The sequence below is a fragment of the Mesorhizobium alhagi CCNWXJ12-2 genome, assembly GCF_000236565.1.
GTDB lineage: Bacteria > Pseudomonadota > Alphaproteobacteria > Rhizobiales > Rhizobiaceae > Allomesorhizobium > Allomesorhizobium alhagi.
The window spans coordinates 1-19,004 of sequence record NZ_AHAM01000207.1 but is presented as its reverse complement, the minus strand read 5'-3'; the positions used below and the strand labels follow the sequence as shown (position 1 = coordinate 19,004).

The window sequence follows — 19,004 nt, the reverse complement described above, 5'->3', positions numbered from 1 at the left end:
CCCCCCCCTGCCGCTCGTTCAATCCGAAGCGGTCATAGGCTTCCCGCGCCTGCGGCTCGATCGCCCGGTCATTGGGGAGGAAGATGCGCTGCGGACAGCTCTCGATGATTGCCGGCGCGATGGAAGAACCGGCGATGTCGGCGAGCGACTGCGTGGCGAAGATCACCGACACGTTCTTCTTGCGCAGCACCTTTAGCCATTCGCGAATGCGGGCGGCAAACAGCGGGTTGTCGAGATAAACCCAGGCCTCGTCGAGTATGAGCAAAGTCGGCCGGCCGTCGAAGCGCTCCTCTAGCCGGTGGAACAGGTAGGTGAGCACCGGCAGAACGACGCCTTGCCTATGCATGAGTTCCTCGGTCTCGAAGCATTGCACGTCCGACAGCGCCAGCCGGTCATCGTCCGCATCGAGCAGCCGGCCGAAGGGGCCGTCGAGAGTGTAGGGCATCAGTGCCGCCTTCAGCGCATTGGACTGAAGCAGCACGGACAGGCCGGTGAGCGTCCGTTCTTCCGCCGGTGCGGTGGCGAGGCTGGTGAGCGCCGACCAGACCGCCTCCTTCACCTCCGGCGTGACGGCAACGTTCTCATGGGCGAGCAGTCCCGCGATCCATTCGGCGGCCCAGCTGCGGACACCCTGGTCGTCCATGTTGCGCAGCGGCTGGAAGGCGAATGAACCGTCAGCGCCAAGCGCATGATGCTCGCCGCCCATGGCGAGCGTTGCGGTCCGCGCAGAATTGCCCTTATCGAAGAGATAGACCTGCGCGCCGGGATAGCGGCGGAACTGCAGAGCGATGAGGGAAAGCAGCACCGATTTGCCAGCGCCGGTCGGCCCGACGATCAGCATATGGCCGACATCGCCGACATGGGTGGAAAGCCGGAACGGTGTCGAGCCGCTGGTCTCTGCAAAAAGAAGCGGTGGAGCTTCTGTCCCGATAACCCTACTCAGGTGATCATTGCGCGCCGGACCAGCCCACACCGATGACAGCGGCATGAGATGTGCAAGGTTCAGCGTATGGACGAGTGGCTGACGGACATTGGCATAGGCGTGACCGGGCAGCGAACCGAGCCAGGCCTCGACCGCATTGACGCTCTCGCGGATCGTGGTGAAGCCGAGCCCGTTAACAATGCGCTCTACCGCGCGAAGTTTCTGCTCGGCGGCTTGGCGGTCCTCGTCCCGAACTGTAACCGTTGTGGTGAGATAGCCGAAGCCGACATGATCGCCGCCCAACGCCTGCAGCGCGGCGTCGGCATCGAGCGCCTTGTTTTCGGCATCGCTGTCGACGAGCGGAACCGGCTCGTTGGTGACCACCTCGCGCAGGATGGCGACGATCGACTTGCGCTTGGCGAACCATTGCCGGCGCAGCTTCGTCAGCGTCTTTGTGGCTTCGGTCTTGTCGAGCGGAATAAACCGCGTCACCCAGCGGTAGGCGAAACCCTGATGGTTAAGCGCATCGAGGATGCCGGGCCGGGTGACATTCGGAAAGCCGAGAATGGTGAGCGTGCGCAGATGCTGCTCGCCCAGCGTGGGCTCCAGTCCACCCGTAAGCGGTGTGTCGACCAGGATGCCATCGACGTACATCGGCGTCTCCGGTGCGGCGACCGGATGACGCCTGGTCGAGATCGTGCCGTGCAGGAATGTGAGCGTCTCGGCATCGTCGAGCGCGCGCACCTCGGGCATAAAGCCGGAGATCAGATCGAGCACACGGTCGGTCTCGTCGCGGAATCGCGTCAGTTCCTGACGCCAGTCGCGTTTCCCATTCTCACGATCGGAGTCGACGAGTGCGCTTTCCGCTCGCGCCTGGCCATCGGGCGGTGGCATGAACAGCAAGGTGAGGTGGTAACGGCTTTCAAAATGCGCGACCTTGCCCTCGAAGGCGGCGCGCCGTTCCTCGTCGACCAGCCATGACGCGGCGTCGGGAAAAGTCGACTTAGGATAATCGAGCGCCTCGACGCGCTCGGCCTCGAAGAAAAATGCCCAGCCGGAGCCGAGCCTTCTCAGCGCATTGTTGGCCCGCGCACAGATGCCGACGAGTTCGGCTTCCGTCGCGCTTTCGAGATCGGGCCCGCGGAACCGGAACGTCCGCTGAAAGCTGCCGTCCTTGTTTAAGATGATGCCAGGCGCAACCAATGCCGCCCAGGGAAGATGGTCGGCGAGACGATCGGCTCTGCTGCGGTATTCCGAAAGGTTCAGCATGCGAGCCAGCCCTTCAGGCGAAGGTGGCGGACGAGCGCGCTCGCGAAATCCGGATCGCGACGGGCGGCGAACACCGCCAGCGTGTGGCCGGCTATCCAAAGCACCAGGCCAGCGATCCACTGCTGCATCCCAAGCCCGATGGCCGCGGCCACCGTGCCGTTGAGAATCGCCACAGCCCGCGGCGCGCCGCCGAGCAGGATCGGCTCGGTAAGGGCCAGGTGAACCGGAACCTCGAAGCCTTCGATATGCTGCTCGCCGGCCGCCATCAGACTAGCGCTCCGCCGCCAAAAGAGAAGAAGGAGAGGAAGAAGGAGCTTGCTGCGAAGGCAATTGAGAGACCGAAGACGATCTGGATAAGCCGGCGGAACCCGCCGGCCGTGTCGCCGAAGGCGAGCGTCAGGCCGGTGACGATAATGATGATCACCGCGACAATCTTGGCGACAGGCCCTTGAACCGACTCCAGGATCCGCTGCAGCGGTTCCTCCCACGGCATGCCGGAGCCGGCCGCATAAGCCGGCGCCGCAAGAAGGAACGCGACGGCGATTGAAGACAGAAAACGAAACTTCTTGCGCATGAAGAGGCCTTTCAAAGCTACTGGAGTTGCGAGGGCGTGAGCTGGCTGACGGCGTAGTCGCCATTGCTGTCGAGACCAGTCACTTCGGCGATTGCATCGATGCGGCGCGACGAGCCGCGCCCGGCGACGAAGACGATCAGGTCGATGGCTTCGGCGATGAGGCGGCGGGGGACGGTGACAACGGCTTCCTGGGCAAGCTGCTCGACGCGGTAGAGAGCCGAGCGCGCCGAATTGGCGTGAACCGTGGCGATGCCGCCTGGATGACCAGTGTTCCAGGCCTTCAGCATGTCGAGAGCTTCGGCGCCCCTGACCTCGCCGACGATGATGCGGTCGGGCCTGAGCCGCAGTGTCGAACGCACGAGATCGGCGAGCGTGACCGACCCGCGTCGCGTCCTGAGCGCGACGCAATCCTTGGCCGCGCATTGCAGTTCTCGTGTGTCCTCGATCAGGATCACGCGCTCGTCGCACTTGGCGACTTGCGCCAGCAGCGCGTTGGCGAGCGTCGTCTTTCCTGACGATGTCCCGCCGGCGACTAGGATGTTGCGACGATCGCGCACGGCCTTCTTCAGCGCTTCGGCCTGGACCGGCATCATGATGCCATCGGCAACATAATCGGCGAGCGTGTAGACACGTGCGGCCGGCTTGCGGATGGCAAAGCACGGCGCCAGCGCCACCGGCGGCAGCAGGCCCTCGAAGCGCTCGCCGGACGGCAGCTCGGCGCTGACAATCGGATTGTCGGCATGGGCCTCGGCACGAACGTGCGAGGCGACGAGGCGGATAATGCGTTCGGCCTCGGATGGGTGCATGCGGACGCCGGTGTCGAGACAGCCCCCGCCGAGCCGGTCGAGCCGCAGCACGCCGTCAGGATTGACCATCACCTCGACAACGGTTGGGTCGGCCAAAGCGTCGGCGATTGCTTGACCCATGGCGGTGCGCAGCATGGCGCGGCGGCGGTGGTCGGCCTCGGGATGAGAGGTCATTCTCCCCGTCCCCCATTTTTGTCGTCGCGCAGAGAGCGCTTGCCGGAAGCGATCTGGCGTCCGACCTGCTCAACGAACTTTTGGAAGCGCTCCTGCGCGATCGCCTGCGTTGCCTTGTCGGGCATGGGCGTGTGGGCATGCAGCGTGATGGAAAAGCGGATGAAAAGCGCCAGGCTCTCCAGGATCATTTCAGCATCGCGCCGGACGTGATCGAGGTCTCGCGACAGACGATCGAGACGCTTGCCATAGCGCCGGTCGAGCTCGTTCTCTCCGCGTTGTTCAATGAAGGCCTGAACCGCCTTGGCCACAACCTCCGACTTGGTGGTCGAGGGGTTGCGGCTGAGCTGGTCGAGCGTTTTGCTCAGCTCTGAATCCAGCAAAAACTGATGGCGGATGCGTGCGGGCTTCATGTGGCTCGTTCCGTTGGCCGGCGCTGCTGCGCCGGTCCGAACAAGCATCGTTCAGACGCCCGAAATGGCTTATGGCCCTTATCTACGCTGAGCTGCGCTCGGCTCTGGGCGGTCAGAAGCCGGGCAGGATGTCCTTGTCCTCGCCCATGCTCTCGTTGATGCCGTACGCCCGCGCGGCATTGGAAATCCGGTCGATGACCTTCTTTTCGGCCGCCATATCGCCGTCGTCATCGGGCGGTCCAAACAGGTCGCTCTGATCCGGCTCCTGTTTTGCGGCCGCAACTTCCTCGGGCAGGCCGGGATGGCGCTGTTGTTGCACGCCGCCTTCGTCTTCGGAGATCGCATCGGACCGCTCATCGCCAGCGAGAAGCCGCCGGTCCACGCCGCGCACCTGCCCGCTCCAGTCATCGGCGCGTGGCGCCGGACGGTCCACGTAGTCACCGTCGTTCAGAACTGGCGCAGACAGCACCCGTTCGGTGAAGTTAGGGTCCTCGTAATAGCGCAGCTTCTTCGCCCGGATTGGCGCTAGACCGGAAACCAGCACCAGTTCGTCCGCGGGCGGCAACTGCATTACCTCGCCTGGTGTCAGCAAGGGGCGCGCTGTCTCCTGACGGCTTACCATCACATGCGAAAGCCATGGCGCCAGCCGGTGACCGGCATAATTGCGCATGGCGCGCAATTCCGTCGCCATGCCGAGCGCATCCGAAATGCGCTTGGCCGTGCGCTCGTCATTGGACGAAAAGGCGATCCTCACATGGCAGTTGTCGAGGATGGCATTGTTCTCGCCATAGGCCTTGGAGATCTGGTTCAAGGATTGCGCGATCAGATAAGCGCGGATGCCGTAGCCCGCCATGAAGGCGAGCGCCGTCTCGAAGAAGTCCAGCCGCCCCAGCGCTGGGAACTCGTCCAGCATCATAAGCAGCTGATGCTTTCGGCTCTTTTTGGGATCGCCCTCCAGCCGTTCGGTGAGCCGCCGGCCGATCTGGTTGAGGATGAGCCGCACCAGCGGCTTGGTGCGCGAGATATCGGATGGCGGTACCACCAGATAGAGCGACGCTGGACGATCCGAATCCATCAGGTCGGCGATACGCCAGTCGCAGGCCGAAGTCGTCGCCGCAACGGTAGGATCACGATAAAGCCCGAGGAAGCTCATTGCCGTAGACAACACGCCCGAACGCTCGTTCTCCGATTTGTTCAGCACCTCCCGTGCGGCGGAGGCGACTACAGGATGCACCTGCGGCTTTTTTTTCGTGCCGAGATGATTGGTGGTCATCATCCGCCGCAGCGTCGCGGCAAACGAGCGCTGCGGGTCCGACAGGAAGGTGGCGACACGGGCGAGCGTCTTCTCCTCCTCCGCATAAAGAACATGCAGGATGGCGCCGACCAGCAATGCGTGGCTGGTCTTCTCCCAATGGTTGCGGCGCTCGAGCGCGCCTTCTGGATCAACCAGGATGTCGGCGATATTCTGGACGTCACGAACTTCGTGCGGGCCTTTGCGCACCTCCAATATCGGATTGTAACGTGCCGATAGCAGATCGGTCGGATTGAACAGGAGGCAGTGCGAGAATTTCGAGCGCCAACCGGCTGTCAGCTGCCAGTTCTCGCCTTTGATGTCATGGATGACCGCAGAGCCGGTCCAGGACAAAAGCGTCGGAACGACCAATCCGACGCCCTTGCCTGAACGTGTTGGCGCGAAGGCCATGACGTGCTCCGGCCCGTCATGGCGCAGATAGCGAGCCTGCAATTCACCCAGGAACACTCCCGCCGGCCGAAACAATCCCGCCCTCTCGATCTCGCGCGTCGTGGCCCATCGTGACGAGCCGTATGTCGTGACAAGCCCGCGCTGCCGCGCACGCCATAGCGAGCCACCAATCGCGGCGGCACAGCCCATCAAGCCGCTGGCCGCGGCCATCATGCCGGCCTTGTCGAAAACCTCCGGTGCGTAAGCCTCGAACTGAAACCACCACACGAACAGCTTCCAGGGCTGGTAGATCGGCCAGCCGTTGGCGACAAACCAAGGCAGCCCCAGTTGCGACTGATATCCCAGCATGTGCGCGCACCATTGTGTCGCCGACCATACGCCCAGAACGACAAGGGTGAAGACAATGGCGATCTGGCCGATAAGGAGCTTTGTGGGGGTCATTGGCTTGCTCCGCACTTCTGAGACGCGGGTCAAGCGTTGCGGCACCCTACGGAAACTGGAATCGGCCTTATATACGATTGAGCGCGATGATCCGCCCGGCAGTTCTACACTGCCTCTTATGCGACTTTTGGAGGGGAGCACAAAAGGCGAACATCACCTCAGACGCAACGCAAGCGTGGCGCATCTAGGCGAGCCGCCGGCGGTCCCATTAGATTCGCAATGCCCCTAGCGACTGAAGTCAGGTCTTTTGCTGTTCGGAGATCGCTCTCAAACGAAGCAGATCCTCATCGTCAGCAGCCCGAGACGGTGTCGGCCTCACGTTTCCGAAATATTTTCTGTCGAGGCCACCGTAGTTCAAACCATCAGCGAGCTTCGTGAGCCGCATCTGGAACATCTTCGCCCCAACGACTAGTTCGATGGGATTGTTTCCGTGATTGAACAGCTCGACGGAAAAACAGCCGCGAAAACCAGGCTGGACCATGGTACTCAAAGCGATGCCTAGCCGCGTATAGCTACTTCTTGTCAGGACATCCGCATAACAGTCGCTTGGCAGCGCGATGTATTCCAAGGTCGTCGCCAATACCACTTGGTCGGGATACAGGATAAATCGTTCTCCGAGCTCACGCCGGGTCGGCTGGAAATAGGTGGATATGGGCCGGAACCGTTCGTCATCGCGTGCGATACCAATGTAAGGTCGGCGTGTTACGATCGACACTAGGAAATCATAGCCGAGCCTGAGGTCAACCGTTACTTCCCCGACCTGCTTTTCGTCGAGCAGGGGTTCGATCCAAAGCCCCGTTGCATCGTCGCGAGCGAGACGTTCAAGGATTTCGGCCTTGATCATTTCGACGCCTCTTCCCAAAGGTGCCGGATTGAAGCGTTCCGGATTGATTTCTCGGTAAGGTCGTTCACGATCCGAATGACATCGAGCTGGTTTCCGCCAACGGTCCATTTCGGCCCGCCGCCTGATTTTATCTTTCCGAGATAGGACCAGCCGGCCGCCATGATGCCATGCAGCTCTGCGGCATCTGTGAGGTTGTGCGGTCGGATATCGTTAAAGGAGGCCTCGATCGCTGGGACAGAGTATCGCTTTTCTAGTGGCGGCATACCGAACTTATTCAGCGCGTTTTGGTACATGGTGAGCTCGTCGAATTCCTCACCCGCGAGAAAGCCGCGGATCACGTCAATTCGCGTCTTGGTCGCGGGATGAGTAGGACTGTGTTCTGCCAGAGGATTGATCGCATCAAGGCTGTCGATAATACCGGATCCAACATAGCAAGCCGCAAAAAGATCGGCAAAATGCTCTCTACGATGGTTTTGGATGAGTTCCTGAACCCTATCGGATGCACCATTGACCGGATGAGTAAGAAAAGTAACGTCGGTTACATTGCGAGCCAAGTCCACGAAATGACCCAGTTCATGGTATAGCGCTGCACAGAAGAGAGGCATGTGCTTGTAAATTCGTGGAACGCCAATGAAGATGAGCTTCTCCTTCGGCAGTGAGCCAGGATAGCGGTCCATCGTCTTTGCGACAAAGTCCCAGGGATCTCCAGGCTTGAGATGAAAATCCTTCTCGTCCGTTAGAGCCGTAGTGACGAGGCAAGGATCGGTAAGCCAATCGGAGATAGCATGTCGCATGCAATACTCGATCTCGTATGGCGCTTCCTTGGTCGTCGACCCTTGGAGGTAGCGATGGCACGTCCAAACTTTGTCAGCGAATGAACGGAGGATTTCTTCGTCATAGGGCGGTGAGACGGTGAGCGCATGCCTGATCACCTCGACCAGAGCATGCGTGTGCTTCTCGATCGCTCGATTGAAGTATGGGGTTTTTGAAAGATGCGCCAGGCTCTCGGCCAGAAGCGCGAGATCAGTCCGCGGATGCAAGTTTCGGCTCCAGATTTTGGAGCACCTTGTGAGCAACTGCTGAGTTGACATCCCCTATGGAATTCACGCCGGCAAGGGCATCGCGCAACCCTTCATAGACGCGCAGGTCATTGGCAAGCTGGACCGCTTGCGGCGTCACGTCCGGGGAGATCGCGTCGGGATCATCAGAGAGTTTTCTCGCTTGGTGCAGTACGGCATCAAAATGGAGCGAAAGGGGTGCCGGAAGATCGCGATTGCCCCGATTAATCAGAAGCAATGCCAACCGGAAAAGCTCAAGACGCCTGCTGTTTTCCGATGGCATGGCTGCAAGCATGCGTTCCCCCGAACTCGCACCGAATCGACTAAGAATAACTCGGCAGAGTCGAGGATGAAATAAGACCTACTAATTTTCCGGAAAGGCTCCCCCGCTATCTTTGCACCACACAATGCGACCCTTTCGCATCCAGAAATGGCAGCGGCACCCGTCTGTCCGACGCACTGATGGTTCGAGGGTCGGCCGTCCAAGCCAATCGAAGGTAACCGCCCACCGAGGTCTGCGATCGGGATTGAGCGACAAAAGGAGCGGCGTTCCGCAGCCGGAAGGACATTGGAATGTCACCCATTTCGGGCGCTCCTTAGGACCAACAACCACTGCGGTAGCAGCCTGGAGATCTTCGGGCGCCGGCATATCAAGGCTCGCCGCGACCAGAAACTCAGGCTTCTCTACGAAGCCAAACCAGGCGAGCAGACGAGCTACTTTGGTCCGCAGCATCATCCAGTCCTCCCGAGGAATGGCTGAACGTCACCAACTCCATGAATGCGGTCTGAACCGCAGATCCGGCAAGGCTCCTTCTTTGCTCCAGGACGAAAGTCTTCGACCAGATTGAACTTCCGCACCCGGTTGGTAATAGCGCCGCTTGCGCCGCGAAACTGATTGACGCGCTGTATCAGCTCCTCCACGGCCATAGTCGCGACGGATGTGGTGAACGAAATAACCGCCGGCGACGGATTACCTTCCCCGCGTACATAGGCCTCGGCCTTGCGGTGTTCGTATTCTTCGGGATCGTTGCGACGCAACGCCTCCTCGGCAGCGATGCTGGCGTTCACGACCCGTCGACACACCAGACAGACGCTGCCTGGCTCGAGCACTGTCACGCGGCCGTCCGCCTCGAGGCCGGAAATACCGTGTCGCTCGCTTACCCGCAGTGCAAGTCCGATATCGATAACCGGGATGAGGTAGTAATATGCAAGCCGATTGAGCAACAGGCGACCATCATGATCGTCTGTGCAGCCGAAGATCAGATCCATCGATTTCAAGGCATCCTGGCATTCCTCGGCGCCAATCCAATTGTCGAACGTAGCCATCTCGGTTCCGAGACCCATGCGTTCGATTTCACGCCTTGCGACATCGACCTTCTTCACAGCCTGCTCCGCATCGTTTCGCGTCGCCCCGTAAAGCCTATTGAGATTGGAATACTCGACATGATCAGGATCGAAGATGGCGATCCGACCAACGCCCATGCGCGCCAGCTGCTGCAGCAGCGGGCTTCCAGTTCCTCCTGCTCCAACAACGCCGACGCGCAGTTGCCGCATCAACCTGTTGAAATTCGCGCCCAAGGCCAATTCCTGGCGTGCAAGTGCAGGATCAGTGGCGACCTGTTCCTCGGCGAAGAAGATTATTCGCCAGTTGCCACCTACCGTTCGAGCCTGGCTGAAGTCGATCACGGTATCTGGCGACAACCACACACGGCCCGCCACGAACTGCCCTTCAGCGATTAGAAGGCTGGGGAGCAGAGCCCGCCCACCATTCCGATTCTGCGCGAGGCGGACAAGTTCGGCTTCGTTTCGATCATCCTGGACAGAAAACCGCGCCGGCCCGCGCGGATGCGAATGGGCAATTCCAAGCTGAAGACCCTCCCGCTCTGCTCTCGCTAACAGTTGCACGAACCGCTCGGTGCTCCACGAAATGTGGACGTGGTCGGCCGATTTGATCTCGTCGCCCGTAACGGGAAGTACCTCCTTGACCATCAGACGCAAGCGAGGCTGGTGTTCAAAAGGATCGCCCGCTATGCGAGACACGCCGAACAGCACGTAGGCCGCGGTTTCCACATCACGGGAACCGCCTAACTCCGTTTGCATCAGGTCAAGCTGCTGTTCAGTCAGAGTGAGATCAGCGGTCTTCATGCCGCAGCCTCCAGCGCTCGCTCGATCCGGCGCAGCATTGTCCAGATGCCGTCGATGCCGGGACGCCATGCGTTGTTGTGCCGGGACCATCGCTGCCAGGTTTTCCCGGCGAAAGCATGCGGCTGATCTGCTGCGTTCGGATAGCGCTGGTTGGCGGCCAGACGGACCCAAGGCGTCAGATAGAACATGTCCGGCGCACAGTCGGGGTAGGCCGGAGGCAAGAGGATGAGGATATCGGCAGTTCCCGCATCGAAGCGGGCCGGCGGAAGGCTCCACCCTTTGACGACGACGGCTCTGATCGTTCCTTCGACGACTTCCTCGAATGCGATATCCTGGGTCTGGAGATACTCGCGGTCTTCTGGCGGGAGCACTATTGCTCCCGCGCCTTCCGTTGTGGTGTCGATGCCGGTGAAGAACCGTTCGGTCCCATCGCCCTGCAGGTCGACCTTCTCCTTGTTGCCGATCAGCCGATCGTCGCCGACGCGCTGGGAGAGCCAGACCCCGTAGGAGTTCGGATCGACGCCGGCCAAACGCTTCAGCTGAAGACCGGTGATGATTGGCAGACCCCATTCAAACTTGCGCCCGTCGAGAACAAAGCGGAACGAACGATCGCTCTTGAACGTGATGAACTGCTCGCGGTCGTCGTTGCGCAGATCGACGCTTTCATCCGGCCTGATCTCCTCGAGCTGTCCATCATTGAGCTCCTGAAAAAGGAGATGCTCGTCCGTGGGGAACACACGCGCCTTCTGCAGGATCTGGGCACCGGTGACGATCGGATCATTGAAGGTGAACGGATTGCCGTCGATCTTGATGTCGAAGGCGCGAGGACGTTCGAGAATATGGTCTGCCATTGGAGAACTCCATGTCGGTCGAGGCGGCCATCGCCTCGTCTTCCTCCATAAATAGTAGCTAATTTTTAGCTATGCAATAGCCATTATCTGAATTTTTTTTGTTGACTTTTTCGCTAAAATATCTATCTCCACGGAGTCCACTTATTAGGAGGTGCCCCGTGAAGAAAACAATGACTCTCAATCTCACTGACGGCGAAATGCAGGCCTTGCAGGAACTCTGCGACAAGAAGGACCTGTCCAAGACGGCGGTGCTTCGCCAGGCGCTCAGACTTTACCAGCTTGTCGACGTGCGCCTTGAACAAGGTGGAAAGCTCTTCTTCGAGGATGAAGCCAAGAAGGAGAAGGCTGAACTCATGGTGCTGTGAATCGTGACCTCATATCCAGTTTTTCTGACTGACAGGCGCTCGGGCAAGACGGTTGGTGCAGAACTCATCGAGGGTATCGGTGAAAGCCAGCTTCGTTCGGTAGAGACCGAGTGGAAACCCGTCATCAATGCGCGACTGAGACAACTCGTGGCGCAGGGATCACCGTTGTCTGACTGGCCGGAAAACTGGCATTGGGATTGGCGAAAAAAGCTCGAGAGAATTCGCGGTCTTCTTGCTTTCAGATCCCTCGCGCTGGTCTGTGAAAACCAGGTGCAGGGGCTGATGCTGCTCGCCATGGCAGGTCACAGTTGCCGGATTCCGGAACAGGCCAAGAAGGATCTGATCTACGTCGACTACCTCGAAACGGCGCCATGGAACCGCAAGACAATTGTCCCGCAGCCGCGTTTCGGCGGTGTGGGTACTGTCATGATTCGTGCGGCCATCGAGGTAAGTCATGAACAGGATTTTCGCGGCCGCATCGGCTTGCATTCGCTTCCGGCTGCCGAAGAATTCTACGACAAGGTTTGCGGTATGACCGATCTCGGCCGCGACGAAAGCTACCAAGGATTGAGGTATTTCGAGATGACAGCGGCGCAAGCCGCCGCGTTCTCACAATAGACAGGAAAATGACCATGAAACTCGCAATCACGAGGGAGTGGTTCGAACGGAGAGCGAAGCTAGAGGGCGACCTGGAAGTCGCTGCCGGTGCGCTCGCCAGGGACCCGACCCCAGAACAAACAGACATGGAGTCCGATGTCGTCGAGGCTGCGGACCCGATGCGCATGGCGTTTGGTTCGCTCGTCGAATCCATGCGTCGGCGACGAGGACTGACCGTCGAAAAACTCGCCGAGCGCATTAATCTGGATGTCAACGATGTCATGCGCATAGAACGTGACGCGCATTTTCGACCGGAGCCGCGAGCGGTATTTCGTCTGGCGGAAACGTTCGACTTGCCACACAAGGCGTTGCAACAACTCTCAGGCAACACAGTTGCTCGACCGGGCTTGCAAGAGCAAGCGCTGCGTTTTGCTGCGCGATCGGGCGAGTCCCCGCAGAAGCTGTCTCGGGAGGAACAGCGTGCGCTGGAGGAGTTCATCGCCTACTTGGAAAAGCAGCAAGGCTGACGAAATGCGCAACATCATGCTCAGCCGCTCGACAGCATCCGATATCGAAGCCCAAGTCAACAAGGTACTCCGCGGACTTGGGAATCCGGAGCCACCCTTGCGGCTTGAGGATGTGCGCGAGATCCTGAAACTGGATCGCCGCTACTACTCGAGCACTGACGATGACTTCCTTCGCGAAACCATCAGCAAACTCACCGTGGCCGGGACGCAGATCCTCATGCGTCCCGGCCTCATTCTTGACGCAGTGAGAAAATTCGATCTGCGCGCGCTCTATCTTCCAGACCGCAAGCGAATTCTGCTCGATCGCGCGCAGCCACACGCAAAGCATCGTTGGAATGAAGCCCACGAGATCGGTCACAGCATCCTGCCTTGGCACGAAGATCTGATGCTAGGTGACCACGAACAAACCTTATCACCGGGGTGCCATGCGCAGATCGAAGCCGAAGCAAATTACGCGGCGGGGCAGCTATTGTTTTTGCAATCCCGCTTTCGCAATGCCGCGAATGATTACACGCCCAGTCTCGAAGCAATCCGGAACCTGAAGGGAAACTTCGGTAACACCTATACGACCACGTTCTGGCGGTTCATCGAAGATTGTCACAACCAGCTGCCGATGATCGGTCTCATTGGGAGTCACCCACGGCTATCAGTAGTCGGCGAAAACGGAACTAAGTTCCGACACATGATCGAATCGCCGGCATACAGGTCGAGGTTTGAGAGCCTCTCGATTGATCGGCTGAACCGTGAGATCCTGACCTATTGCCAGTATCGAAAAGCGGGTCCATTAGGGTCAAATGAGGTATGCATCAAGGATAGACGCGGCGAGCGACACGTCTTCCTGTTCGAGACCTTCAGCAACACCTACGATTGCCTAACCTTGGCGACATATCGGCGGCCGCACGCATCTATTGCGGGCTTCAGCGGCGGGTAACGGGCGGACCGGCGTCGCACGACCTAACCGTCTGCGTATGGTCCGATGATTGATAGGTTCGGAGGAGCGGCGTCGGCAACGCAGTGCCGACCCCCTACATAAGCTGGGCGCCCGTGCTTCAGCCATTGCATGACCATTTATTGCGCACAGTCTGTGTTGCTCATCTCGCGCGACAATCCTCAGGTTCTTTGAGGATACATCCGACACCTACTCGTAAGGCAACTCTCCGAAGAGACCGATCATAAGGTCGCCACTATAGAGCGAGAAGGGTATGTCGACATAATGGTCGGGATGGCGGGGCATAGCGCGGCCATCGCCTGGTCCATTGCGAGTGTGGCCGCGAACCTTCTCCCCATCTTCCTTGACATAGGGAAGGATGACGAGCCGCCCATGATTGGTCGAACGGATCGTGCCCTCGCGCCAGAGCGTGGCGCCCTCTGAATCATTCGTACTGCCTGTCTCCTTGACCTGCCAGCCGATACCGCCTTCCTCTTCGTACCAGAAGACGATTCCGTTGGACACGAGAACGCGCTCGCCACGCGCAAACGCTTCCGCGAGCAGTCGTTGTACGCTGGCGAGCTGGAGAAGCTGATTGGCCCGAGGCAGCAATATCTGGCGGATACGTGCCTTGGTCTTTCCCCAGTGCGCGCTCCCGGAAAGATCATAGCCGTTGGCGATCTTAGCACGTTCTGACGTCGTCGCGGCTTTTTCCCCGGCCGTATAGGGCTTGGTCCACGCCCCCTTGCCGTCTTTGTAGAGCAGCAGATGCTCTCGCCATCGGCCGTCTTCCCAGCCAACCTGTGCAATTGACAAATAAGGCATGGCACTCAACTGATCGGCCAAATCCTGACGATATGGCTCGGCCTCGGCCGCGAGTTGGAGCGAAGCCGCATCTGGGCGGGGATCTCCTGCATGGCGGCGGATGGCTTCGGCGAGCATCAGAGCCTCTTCGTCCTGAAGACGACGCTTGGCCTGGACTGCCTTGTCGATTTTGAGCTCGATGGAACGACGCCTGTCCGGGTCGCTAATCGGCAAACCGTTTCGAAGAGTCGGGTTCAGCGCGTCGGCCGCCGCGATCGCTGCGTCTCGATCAGGATAATGATCCGAGCGGACGCTATCGTTCTCGGCCGGAACAAAGCGGTCGCGCCATTTCGGCGTTAGATCGTCCTTGTCGACGAGTTCTTGCATGAACCACATGCCGTGCAGCGGCTTGTAGACAGGCCAGACGGCAAGAATTGTGTCGCGCGACCGTTTCATCTCGGACCATTTCAGCATCGGCGTTTCCTTAGTACCGGAAGCCGAGCAGGCTGCCGCTCGGATCGTATCGGTCAGTCGCATGCGGACCAGAGATTCGAATCAAAACCGGTTGAGAAATCTTTGAGCGGAACCATGTCGGTGTTGAGCGTACAGATATATTGGAAGCCGTATTTGTTGGCCATGGCCGCGGCCAGCTCGAGCGCATGAGCGCGTTGACGTGGTCGACGCCGTCGAAGATGGTGCGTCGTGGATGAGAAAGTCGATGCCCAGCCCCCTCATATGAGGCACATCGTGTCAATGGTAGTGGTGACGGCTTAGTCACTTTCGAACGTAGTCGGGATCGGCCTCGCGGCGAATTGCGGAACAAGTCCACATCACCTCATATCCGGTCGGCTCGGGCGGAGCCTGCACCCATATCCCGCATGCACGGGCAAGTTTGGCGAGGCCGGGAAGGATGGGACCCATCTTTTTGACGGCGTTAACAGCCCTGGGGGGCGCCAGTCCACATCCATCCCGCTTCGTCGCAAGTGACGTTGGCCGCCCTCGCGTCGAACTCTTTCGTCAGGCCTTGGTCATGGCGCCCTCCGGCAGCAGGCCCTGGGTCAGATACCGCCAAGGCGATTATCAGCTTGCGCGCCAAGGCGACGATCATGGTGCGGCGGATGCGTCCTTTGCCGGCGCCGACGCGCTCATGAAACCAGCGCGCGAGACCGCTATCGGGCTGATGGCGCAACCACAGCCAGGCAAGTTCAATGGCGGTTCGTCGCGCTCGCGGATTGCCCGATCTCTGGATGCCTTGATCGCGGCTGACCGCGCCGCTGCTCCAAGGGCTGGATGCAAGACCGAGATAACCGGCGATCTCACGCCGATTCTGGAAATCGCGGAAGAACACCTCGTTCGTCATTACGCTTGCGATCGTCAGGCCGATGCCACGCAGATGACTCAGTTGGACGATCCCGGGAGCGGTGGTCTCGGCGGCCTGACGCTGCTCGGCCTCGACCTCCATGATCATCTCGATCACTTGCCACAAGCGGCGGCATTCGCGCTTGATCTCATTCTTCAGGCAGGGCGGCAGATCCCGACCGTCAGCCGTGCGCAGCGTCTCGAGCTGCTCACGCCAGTCCCGTCTGGCTGGCTTGAAGTCGCGGATGCCCTGGGTCATCAAAAGCCCCTTGACGCGGCTCGAATGCTGGCCGCGTTCGTTGACGAGCCGAGCCCGCTCCCGGCTGCGACGGCGATCGTTCTCCTGCTCTAGGCTCGGTACTCGCACAACCCGGCAGACCCTCGGCTCGCCACGTTCCAGCGCCATCAGCGTGCGGAGCAGCGCCGCCGCATCGAGGCGGTCCGTCTTGGCGCGGCGTGACCGGCGGTCGACCAAAATGCTGGCCGCGTCCAGAACCTGATTGTCGATGCCGCGGTCGCACAGGAAACGATGCAGCCAGAAACCGTCGTAGCCGGCCTCGTAGCACGACATTACCCGAACCGGACGCGTCAAGGCGGCCTGCGCCTGTTCGCGCCGATGTTCAATGAGAGCCATAAGCCCTTCGGTGTCGCCTCCTTGCAGGCGATGCATGCTGATCTTGTCGGCCGCCGGCGAGTGCAGGGCCACAAGCCAGGTCGACTTGCTCAATTCCAGTGCCATGAAAATTGTGGCAGTCTTCTCGTCGACGGGCGGCAGAGCAACGGATGAGAGATTCATGAGACGTCTCCAGGGTTAGGATGTCGGACCCCGAAACCTTACCTGAGTTCCGCCGCCCGTCGCCTCATGGGATCTTTGGCGGGCAAAGGAAATGAGCGTCAGGTCATGGCAGAAGATCTTCATCTTGCTGATACCCTCGCTTGGACTACCGGCAATCTCCACGTCGAACTTGTATCCTGTGTCGTCGATATCGATGACAAGCCGACCCGGCGACTTGTAGAGGCTCTCCGAGAACTCTGAAAACAGGCTGAGGACCTGCGACCAGATCGCACGACGCAGGGATCGCCGGCGTGGCGGTTGTCGCTCCAGGAAGCGTGCCTGGGAACGAGATTGGGGCCGCAGAACCATTGAATGCAGCATGAATCAGTGCTGCGCTTTTGGCAATTGACTTACGGACAAACCGCCGCGCCCGTCGTGTCCAAACAATGACCGATAATTCAGCTATTCAACCCTTCCGTTGCATCGCAACTCACGAAATGCCAGGCCCGGTTCTTTGCCGCCCGATCGTCCAGGAAATCCCATCCCCGCGCACAACGCCGGTAACCTGTTTGCCAATATGCCGATCGAGCACCGGCCGCCACGGGAGCAGAGTGAACTCGCGCGATTTCTCGATGACGGCATATTTTCCGCTGGCGAGCTCGACGGAGCGGCGGAGCGTGCCCTCTACTCGGTCTCCGGTTCGCGCGGTATAGGACAGACCGAGCTCCTCCGAGAGTTGGCCGGCAACACGGATCAGCTCGCGCTGGCGCAGAACCGCCAGCATGTTGGCGCGGTAGACGATCCGATCCTGCTCTTCACGCGCGAGTCCTTGTGCAATCAGCCACTGCCGCCGACGGACTTGGGCCTCTCGCACGTCGCGGCCGAAGCCCGAGTCTTGCAAGGGCTCTGGTTTGGCGGAAACCAGCTCGCGATCGATCCAGGTGGCGCCGTCGAAACCGACTTGGCTCTCCAGCTTCAACGAAGAGAGCTTGTCGACCGTGACGGGCACAGCCCTGGCACGCTGACGCTCGTATTCCGCCACGCAGCTAAGATGATCTGGCGCAATGATCCAGGTGCCGTCCGGCTCGCGATCCGCACCGCCGGTCGCGCGGCGGATTGCCTCCAGCCGACGGACATGGGTTTCGGCGAAGCCTTCGGTGGCGGACGGGTCGTGCTTCAGATGGATATCGATGTTGTAGCGCCCGTCATTGGCGGCAGCGATTTCAGCGACGGTGCGGTCAACCTGCCTGGGTTCGGCGTTGGTTGGCGTGACGCGCACGATGCAGCCGTCCGGCGTCGGTTCCGTCGCGTCGCCCCTGCCGATATCGACGTAACGGGTTTTGCCATCCACGCCGTCGACGATGAGGTAGTGCCGGTCATTGATCTCGTCGGCGAGTCCGCGCGCGACGACGCGGCCGACGACAGGTTGGGCTGGCTCGCCGGATCGATCGTGGATGACGCAGTCGGCGGCGCTGCGGACGAGCCCCTTGCCGGTCAGATCGCGATGCATGGTTTTGATGATGTCGCCGCGGTCGCCCATGCGGCGCAGCGTGGACTCGAGATCATCGTTCAGGCGCCAACGGCCAGGACCGGTCTCCTCGGCGAGACCCATGCGCTCGAGCTTGCGAAGACGACCCTGGTGCAGCGTCTGCCGAAACGCGTCGCGGCCGGCCAGCGAGACCATTCCATCATTGTCGCGCATGCGCAGCAGCTGCCGGTCTATGCTGGTGAAGCGTTCCTGTTCCATTTCCTGGCGCAGGCGCTGCTCGATCTCGCGGTCGGAGCGGGGACCGAGATCGAGGCTGACCAGCTCGGCCGCCCGCTCGCGGATGCCAGACGAGATGTATTCGCGCGCGATGACGAGATTCTCGCCGCGATCATCCTTGCCGCGCACGATGATGTGGGTGTGCGGATGACCCGTGTTGAAATGATCGACGGCAACCCAGTCCAGCTTGGTGCCAAGGTCTTCTTCCATCTGCGCCATGAGGCGCCGGGTCAGCGGCTTGAGATCGTCATACTGGATGCCATCCTCCGGCGCGACGATGAAGCGGAACTGGTGGCGGTCACCATCGGCGCGATCGAGGAAGTCCCTGCCGTCGACGCGATCCTTCTCGGCGCCGTAGAGCTGGCCGGATTCGCCCTCCCGGGTGACACCGTCACGCTGGATGTAGCGCAGATGCGCCCGCGCCCCGTCCATGCCCTTGCCGGCCAGCCTGACGATGCGGGCCTTGACCATCACCCGGCGCTGCCGGAAGGCGGCATAGCGGTCGCGTGATCTGAGCAGCGCGGCCGTCGCGCCACCGCGTCCCGTGCGGCTACCGGTGAAGCGGCCGCCACGCGGGTGCGTGCCGCCGGCCCTGTTGATTGCCGCCAAAAGCTGGTTGGCGAAGCGCTTGCCGGCCTTCGAGCCGCCGGAGCCGATTTTGCCTAGCTTTGGCCTGAACTCGTCATCA

20 protein-coding genes and 1 pseudogene are annotated in these 19,004 nt (G+C 60.4%); 4 read left to right on the top strand and 17 right to left on the bottom strand.

Annotation, left to right across the window (positions count from 1 at the left end; translation table 11 throughout):
• From trbE to MAXJ12_RS23435, 12 genes are all read right to left on the bottom strand, one after another.
• Positions 1-2,191, bottom strand: a 2,191-nt coding sequence (gene trbE, locus MAXJ12_RS23485; RefSeq protein WP_008838527.1) for a conjugal transfer protein TrbE, incomplete at its 3' end; no start/stop codon positions are given.
• Complete coding sequence (locus MAXJ12_RS23480) at positions 2,185-2,457, bottom strand: VirB3 family type IV secretion system protein (protein ID WP_008838526.1); 273 nt, start codon at positions 2,455-2,457, stop codon at positions 2,185-2,187. The genes MAXJ12_RS23480 and trbE, both read right to left, overlap by 7 nt.
• On the bottom strand, positions 2,457-2,765 hold the full coding sequence (locus MAXJ12_RS23475) for a TrbC/VirB2 family type IV secretion system protein (protein ID WP_008838525.1): 309 nt from the start codon (positions 2,763-2,765) through the stop codon (positions 2,457-2,459). The genes MAXJ12_RS23480 and MAXJ12_RS23475 overlap by 1 nt, the downstream gene beginning before the upstream one ends.
• Before the next feature lie 17 nt (positions 2,766-2,782).
• Complete coding sequence (trbB, locus tag MAXJ12_RS23470; RefSeq protein ID WP_008838524.1) at positions 2,783-3,745, bottom strand: P-type conjugative transfer ATPase TrbB; 963 nt, start codon at positions 3,743-3,745, stop codon at positions 2,783-2,785.
• Positions 3,742-4,155: a hypothetical protein gene (locus MAXJ12_RS23465; RefSeq protein ID WP_008838523.1), complete on the bottom strand. Its 414-nt coding sequence runs from the start codon at positions 4,153-4,155 to the stop codon at positions 3,742-3,744. Before MAXJ12_RS23465 ends, trbB begins: the two co-directional genes overlap by 4 nt.
• Positions 4,156-4,267: 112 nt before the next feature.
• Positions 4,268-6,298 carry a conjugal transfer protein TraG gene (locus MAXJ12_RS23460; RefSeq protein ID WP_008838522.1) on the bottom strand — a complete coding sequence of 677 codons (2,031 nt, stop codon included), beginning with the start codon at positions 6,296-6,298 and terminating at the stop codon, positions 4,268-4,270.
• A gap of 238 nt (positions 6,299-6,536) precedes the next feature.
• Positions 6,537-7,142 (bottom strand): dCTP deaminase, encoded by a 606-nt coding sequence (dcd, locus tag MAXJ12_RS23455; RefSeq protein WP_008838521.1) that lies wholly within the window; start codon positions 7,140-7,142, stop codon positions 6,537-6,539.
• Entirely contained in the window at positions 7,139-8,182 is a 1,044-nt protein-coding gene (locus tag MAXJ12_RS23450; RefSeq protein WP_008838520.1) for a M48 family metalloprotease, read from the bottom strand. The genes dcd and MAXJ12_RS23450 overlap by 4 nt, the downstream gene beginning before the upstream one ends.
• Complete coding sequence (locus MAXJ12_RS23445; protein WP_008838519.1) at positions 8,166-8,495, bottom strand: hypothetical protein; 330 nt, start codon at positions 8,493-8,495, stop codon at positions 8,166-8,168. The genes MAXJ12_RS23450 and MAXJ12_RS23445 overlap by 17 nt, the downstream gene beginning before the upstream one ends.
• Before the next feature lie 69 nt (positions 8,496-8,564).
• The gene (locus MAXJ12_RS40135; RefSeq protein ID WP_420492390.1) at positions 8,565-8,849 is read right to left on the bottom strand and encodes a ubiquitination-like system serine protease family protein; all 285 of its coding nucleotides are present in this window, start codon (positions 8,847-8,849) and stop codon (positions 8,565-8,567) included.
• 83 nt (positions 8,850-8,932) lie between these two features.
• Positions 8,933-10,345: a ThiF family adenylyltransferase gene (locus MAXJ12_RS23440; RefSeq protein WP_008838518.1), complete on the bottom strand. Its 1,413-nt coding sequence runs from the start codon at positions 10,343-10,345 to the stop codon at positions 8,933-8,935.
• Positions 10,342-11,196, bottom strand: a complete 855-nt coding sequence (locus MAXJ12_RS23435) for a multiubiquitin domain-containing protein (RefSeq protein ID WP_008838517.1) — start codon at positions 11,194-11,196, stop codon at positions 10,342-10,344. The genes MAXJ12_RS23440 and MAXJ12_RS23435 overlap by 4 nt, the downstream gene beginning before the upstream one ends.
• A 170-nt stretch (positions 11,197-11,366) precedes the next feature.
• Between MAXJ12_RS23435 and MAXJ12_RS23430 the strand changes: the two genes are divergently transcribed.
• The 4 genes from MAXJ12_RS23430 to MAXJ12_RS23415 are packed head-to-tail and all read left to right on the top strand — an operon-like array spanning position 11,367 to position 13,616.
• A complete protein-coding gene (locus MAXJ12_RS23430; RefSeq protein WP_008838516.1) occupies positions 11,367-11,561 on the top strand; it encodes a ribbon-helix-helix protein, CopG family in 195 nt (64 codons plus the stop codon).
• A 3-nt stretch (positions 11,562-11,564) separates the two neighbouring features.
• A complete protein-coding gene (locus MAXJ12_RS23425; protein ID WP_008838515.1) occupies positions 11,565-12,179 on the top strand; it encodes a GNAT family protein in 615 nt (204 codons plus the stop codon).
• A 14-nt stretch (positions 12,180-12,193) separates the two neighbouring features.
• Positions 12,194-12,685: a helix-turn-helix domain-containing protein gene (locus MAXJ12_RS23420; RefSeq protein WP_008838514.1), complete on the top strand. Its 492-nt coding sequence runs from the start codon at positions 12,194-12,196 to the stop codon at positions 12,683-12,685.
• A 4-nt stretch (positions 12,686-12,689) separates the two neighbouring features.
• Positions 12,690-13,616: an ImmA/IrrE family metallo-endopeptidase gene (locus MAXJ12_RS23415; RefSeq protein ID WP_008838513.1), complete on the top strand. Its 927-nt coding sequence runs from the start codon at positions 12,690-12,692 to the stop codon at positions 13,614-13,616.
• A 207-nt stretch (positions 13,617-13,823) separates the two neighbouring features.
• On the opposite strand, the gene MAXJ12_RS23410 is transcribed toward MAXJ12_RS23415, so the two are convergent.
• The 5 genes and pseudogenes from MAXJ12_RS23410 to rlxS all read right to left on the bottom strand — a co-directional run.
• A complete protein-coding gene (locus MAXJ12_RS23410; protein WP_244421575.1) occupies positions 13,824-14,804 on the bottom strand; it encodes a hypothetical protein in 981 nt (326 codons plus the stop codon).
• Between the two features lie 140 nt (positions 14,805-14,944).
• The gene (locus MAXJ12_RS39130) at positions 14,945-15,055 is read right to left on the bottom strand and encodes a hypothetical protein (protein WP_008838511.1); all 111 of its coding nucleotides are present in this window, start codon (positions 15,053-15,055) and stop codon (positions 14,945-14,947) included.
• A gap of 379 nt (positions 15,056-15,434) precedes the next feature.
• Positions 15,435-16,572, bottom strand: a pseudogene (locus MAXJ12_RS23405) (IS110 family RNA-guided transposase).
• 15 nt (positions 16,573-16,587) lie between these two features.
• A complete protein-coding gene (locus tag MAXJ12_RS39125; RefSeq protein ID WP_040587596.1) occupies positions 16,588-16,920 on the bottom strand; it encodes a DUF2326 domain-containing protein in 333 nt (110 codons plus the stop codon).
• 121 nt (positions 16,921-17,041) lie between these two features.
• Positions 17,042-19,004 (bottom strand): relaxase/mobilization nuclease RlxS (gene rlxS / locus MAXJ12_RS23395; RefSeq protein ID WP_008838508.1); only part of this gene is annotated, 1,963 nt, incomplete at its 5' end.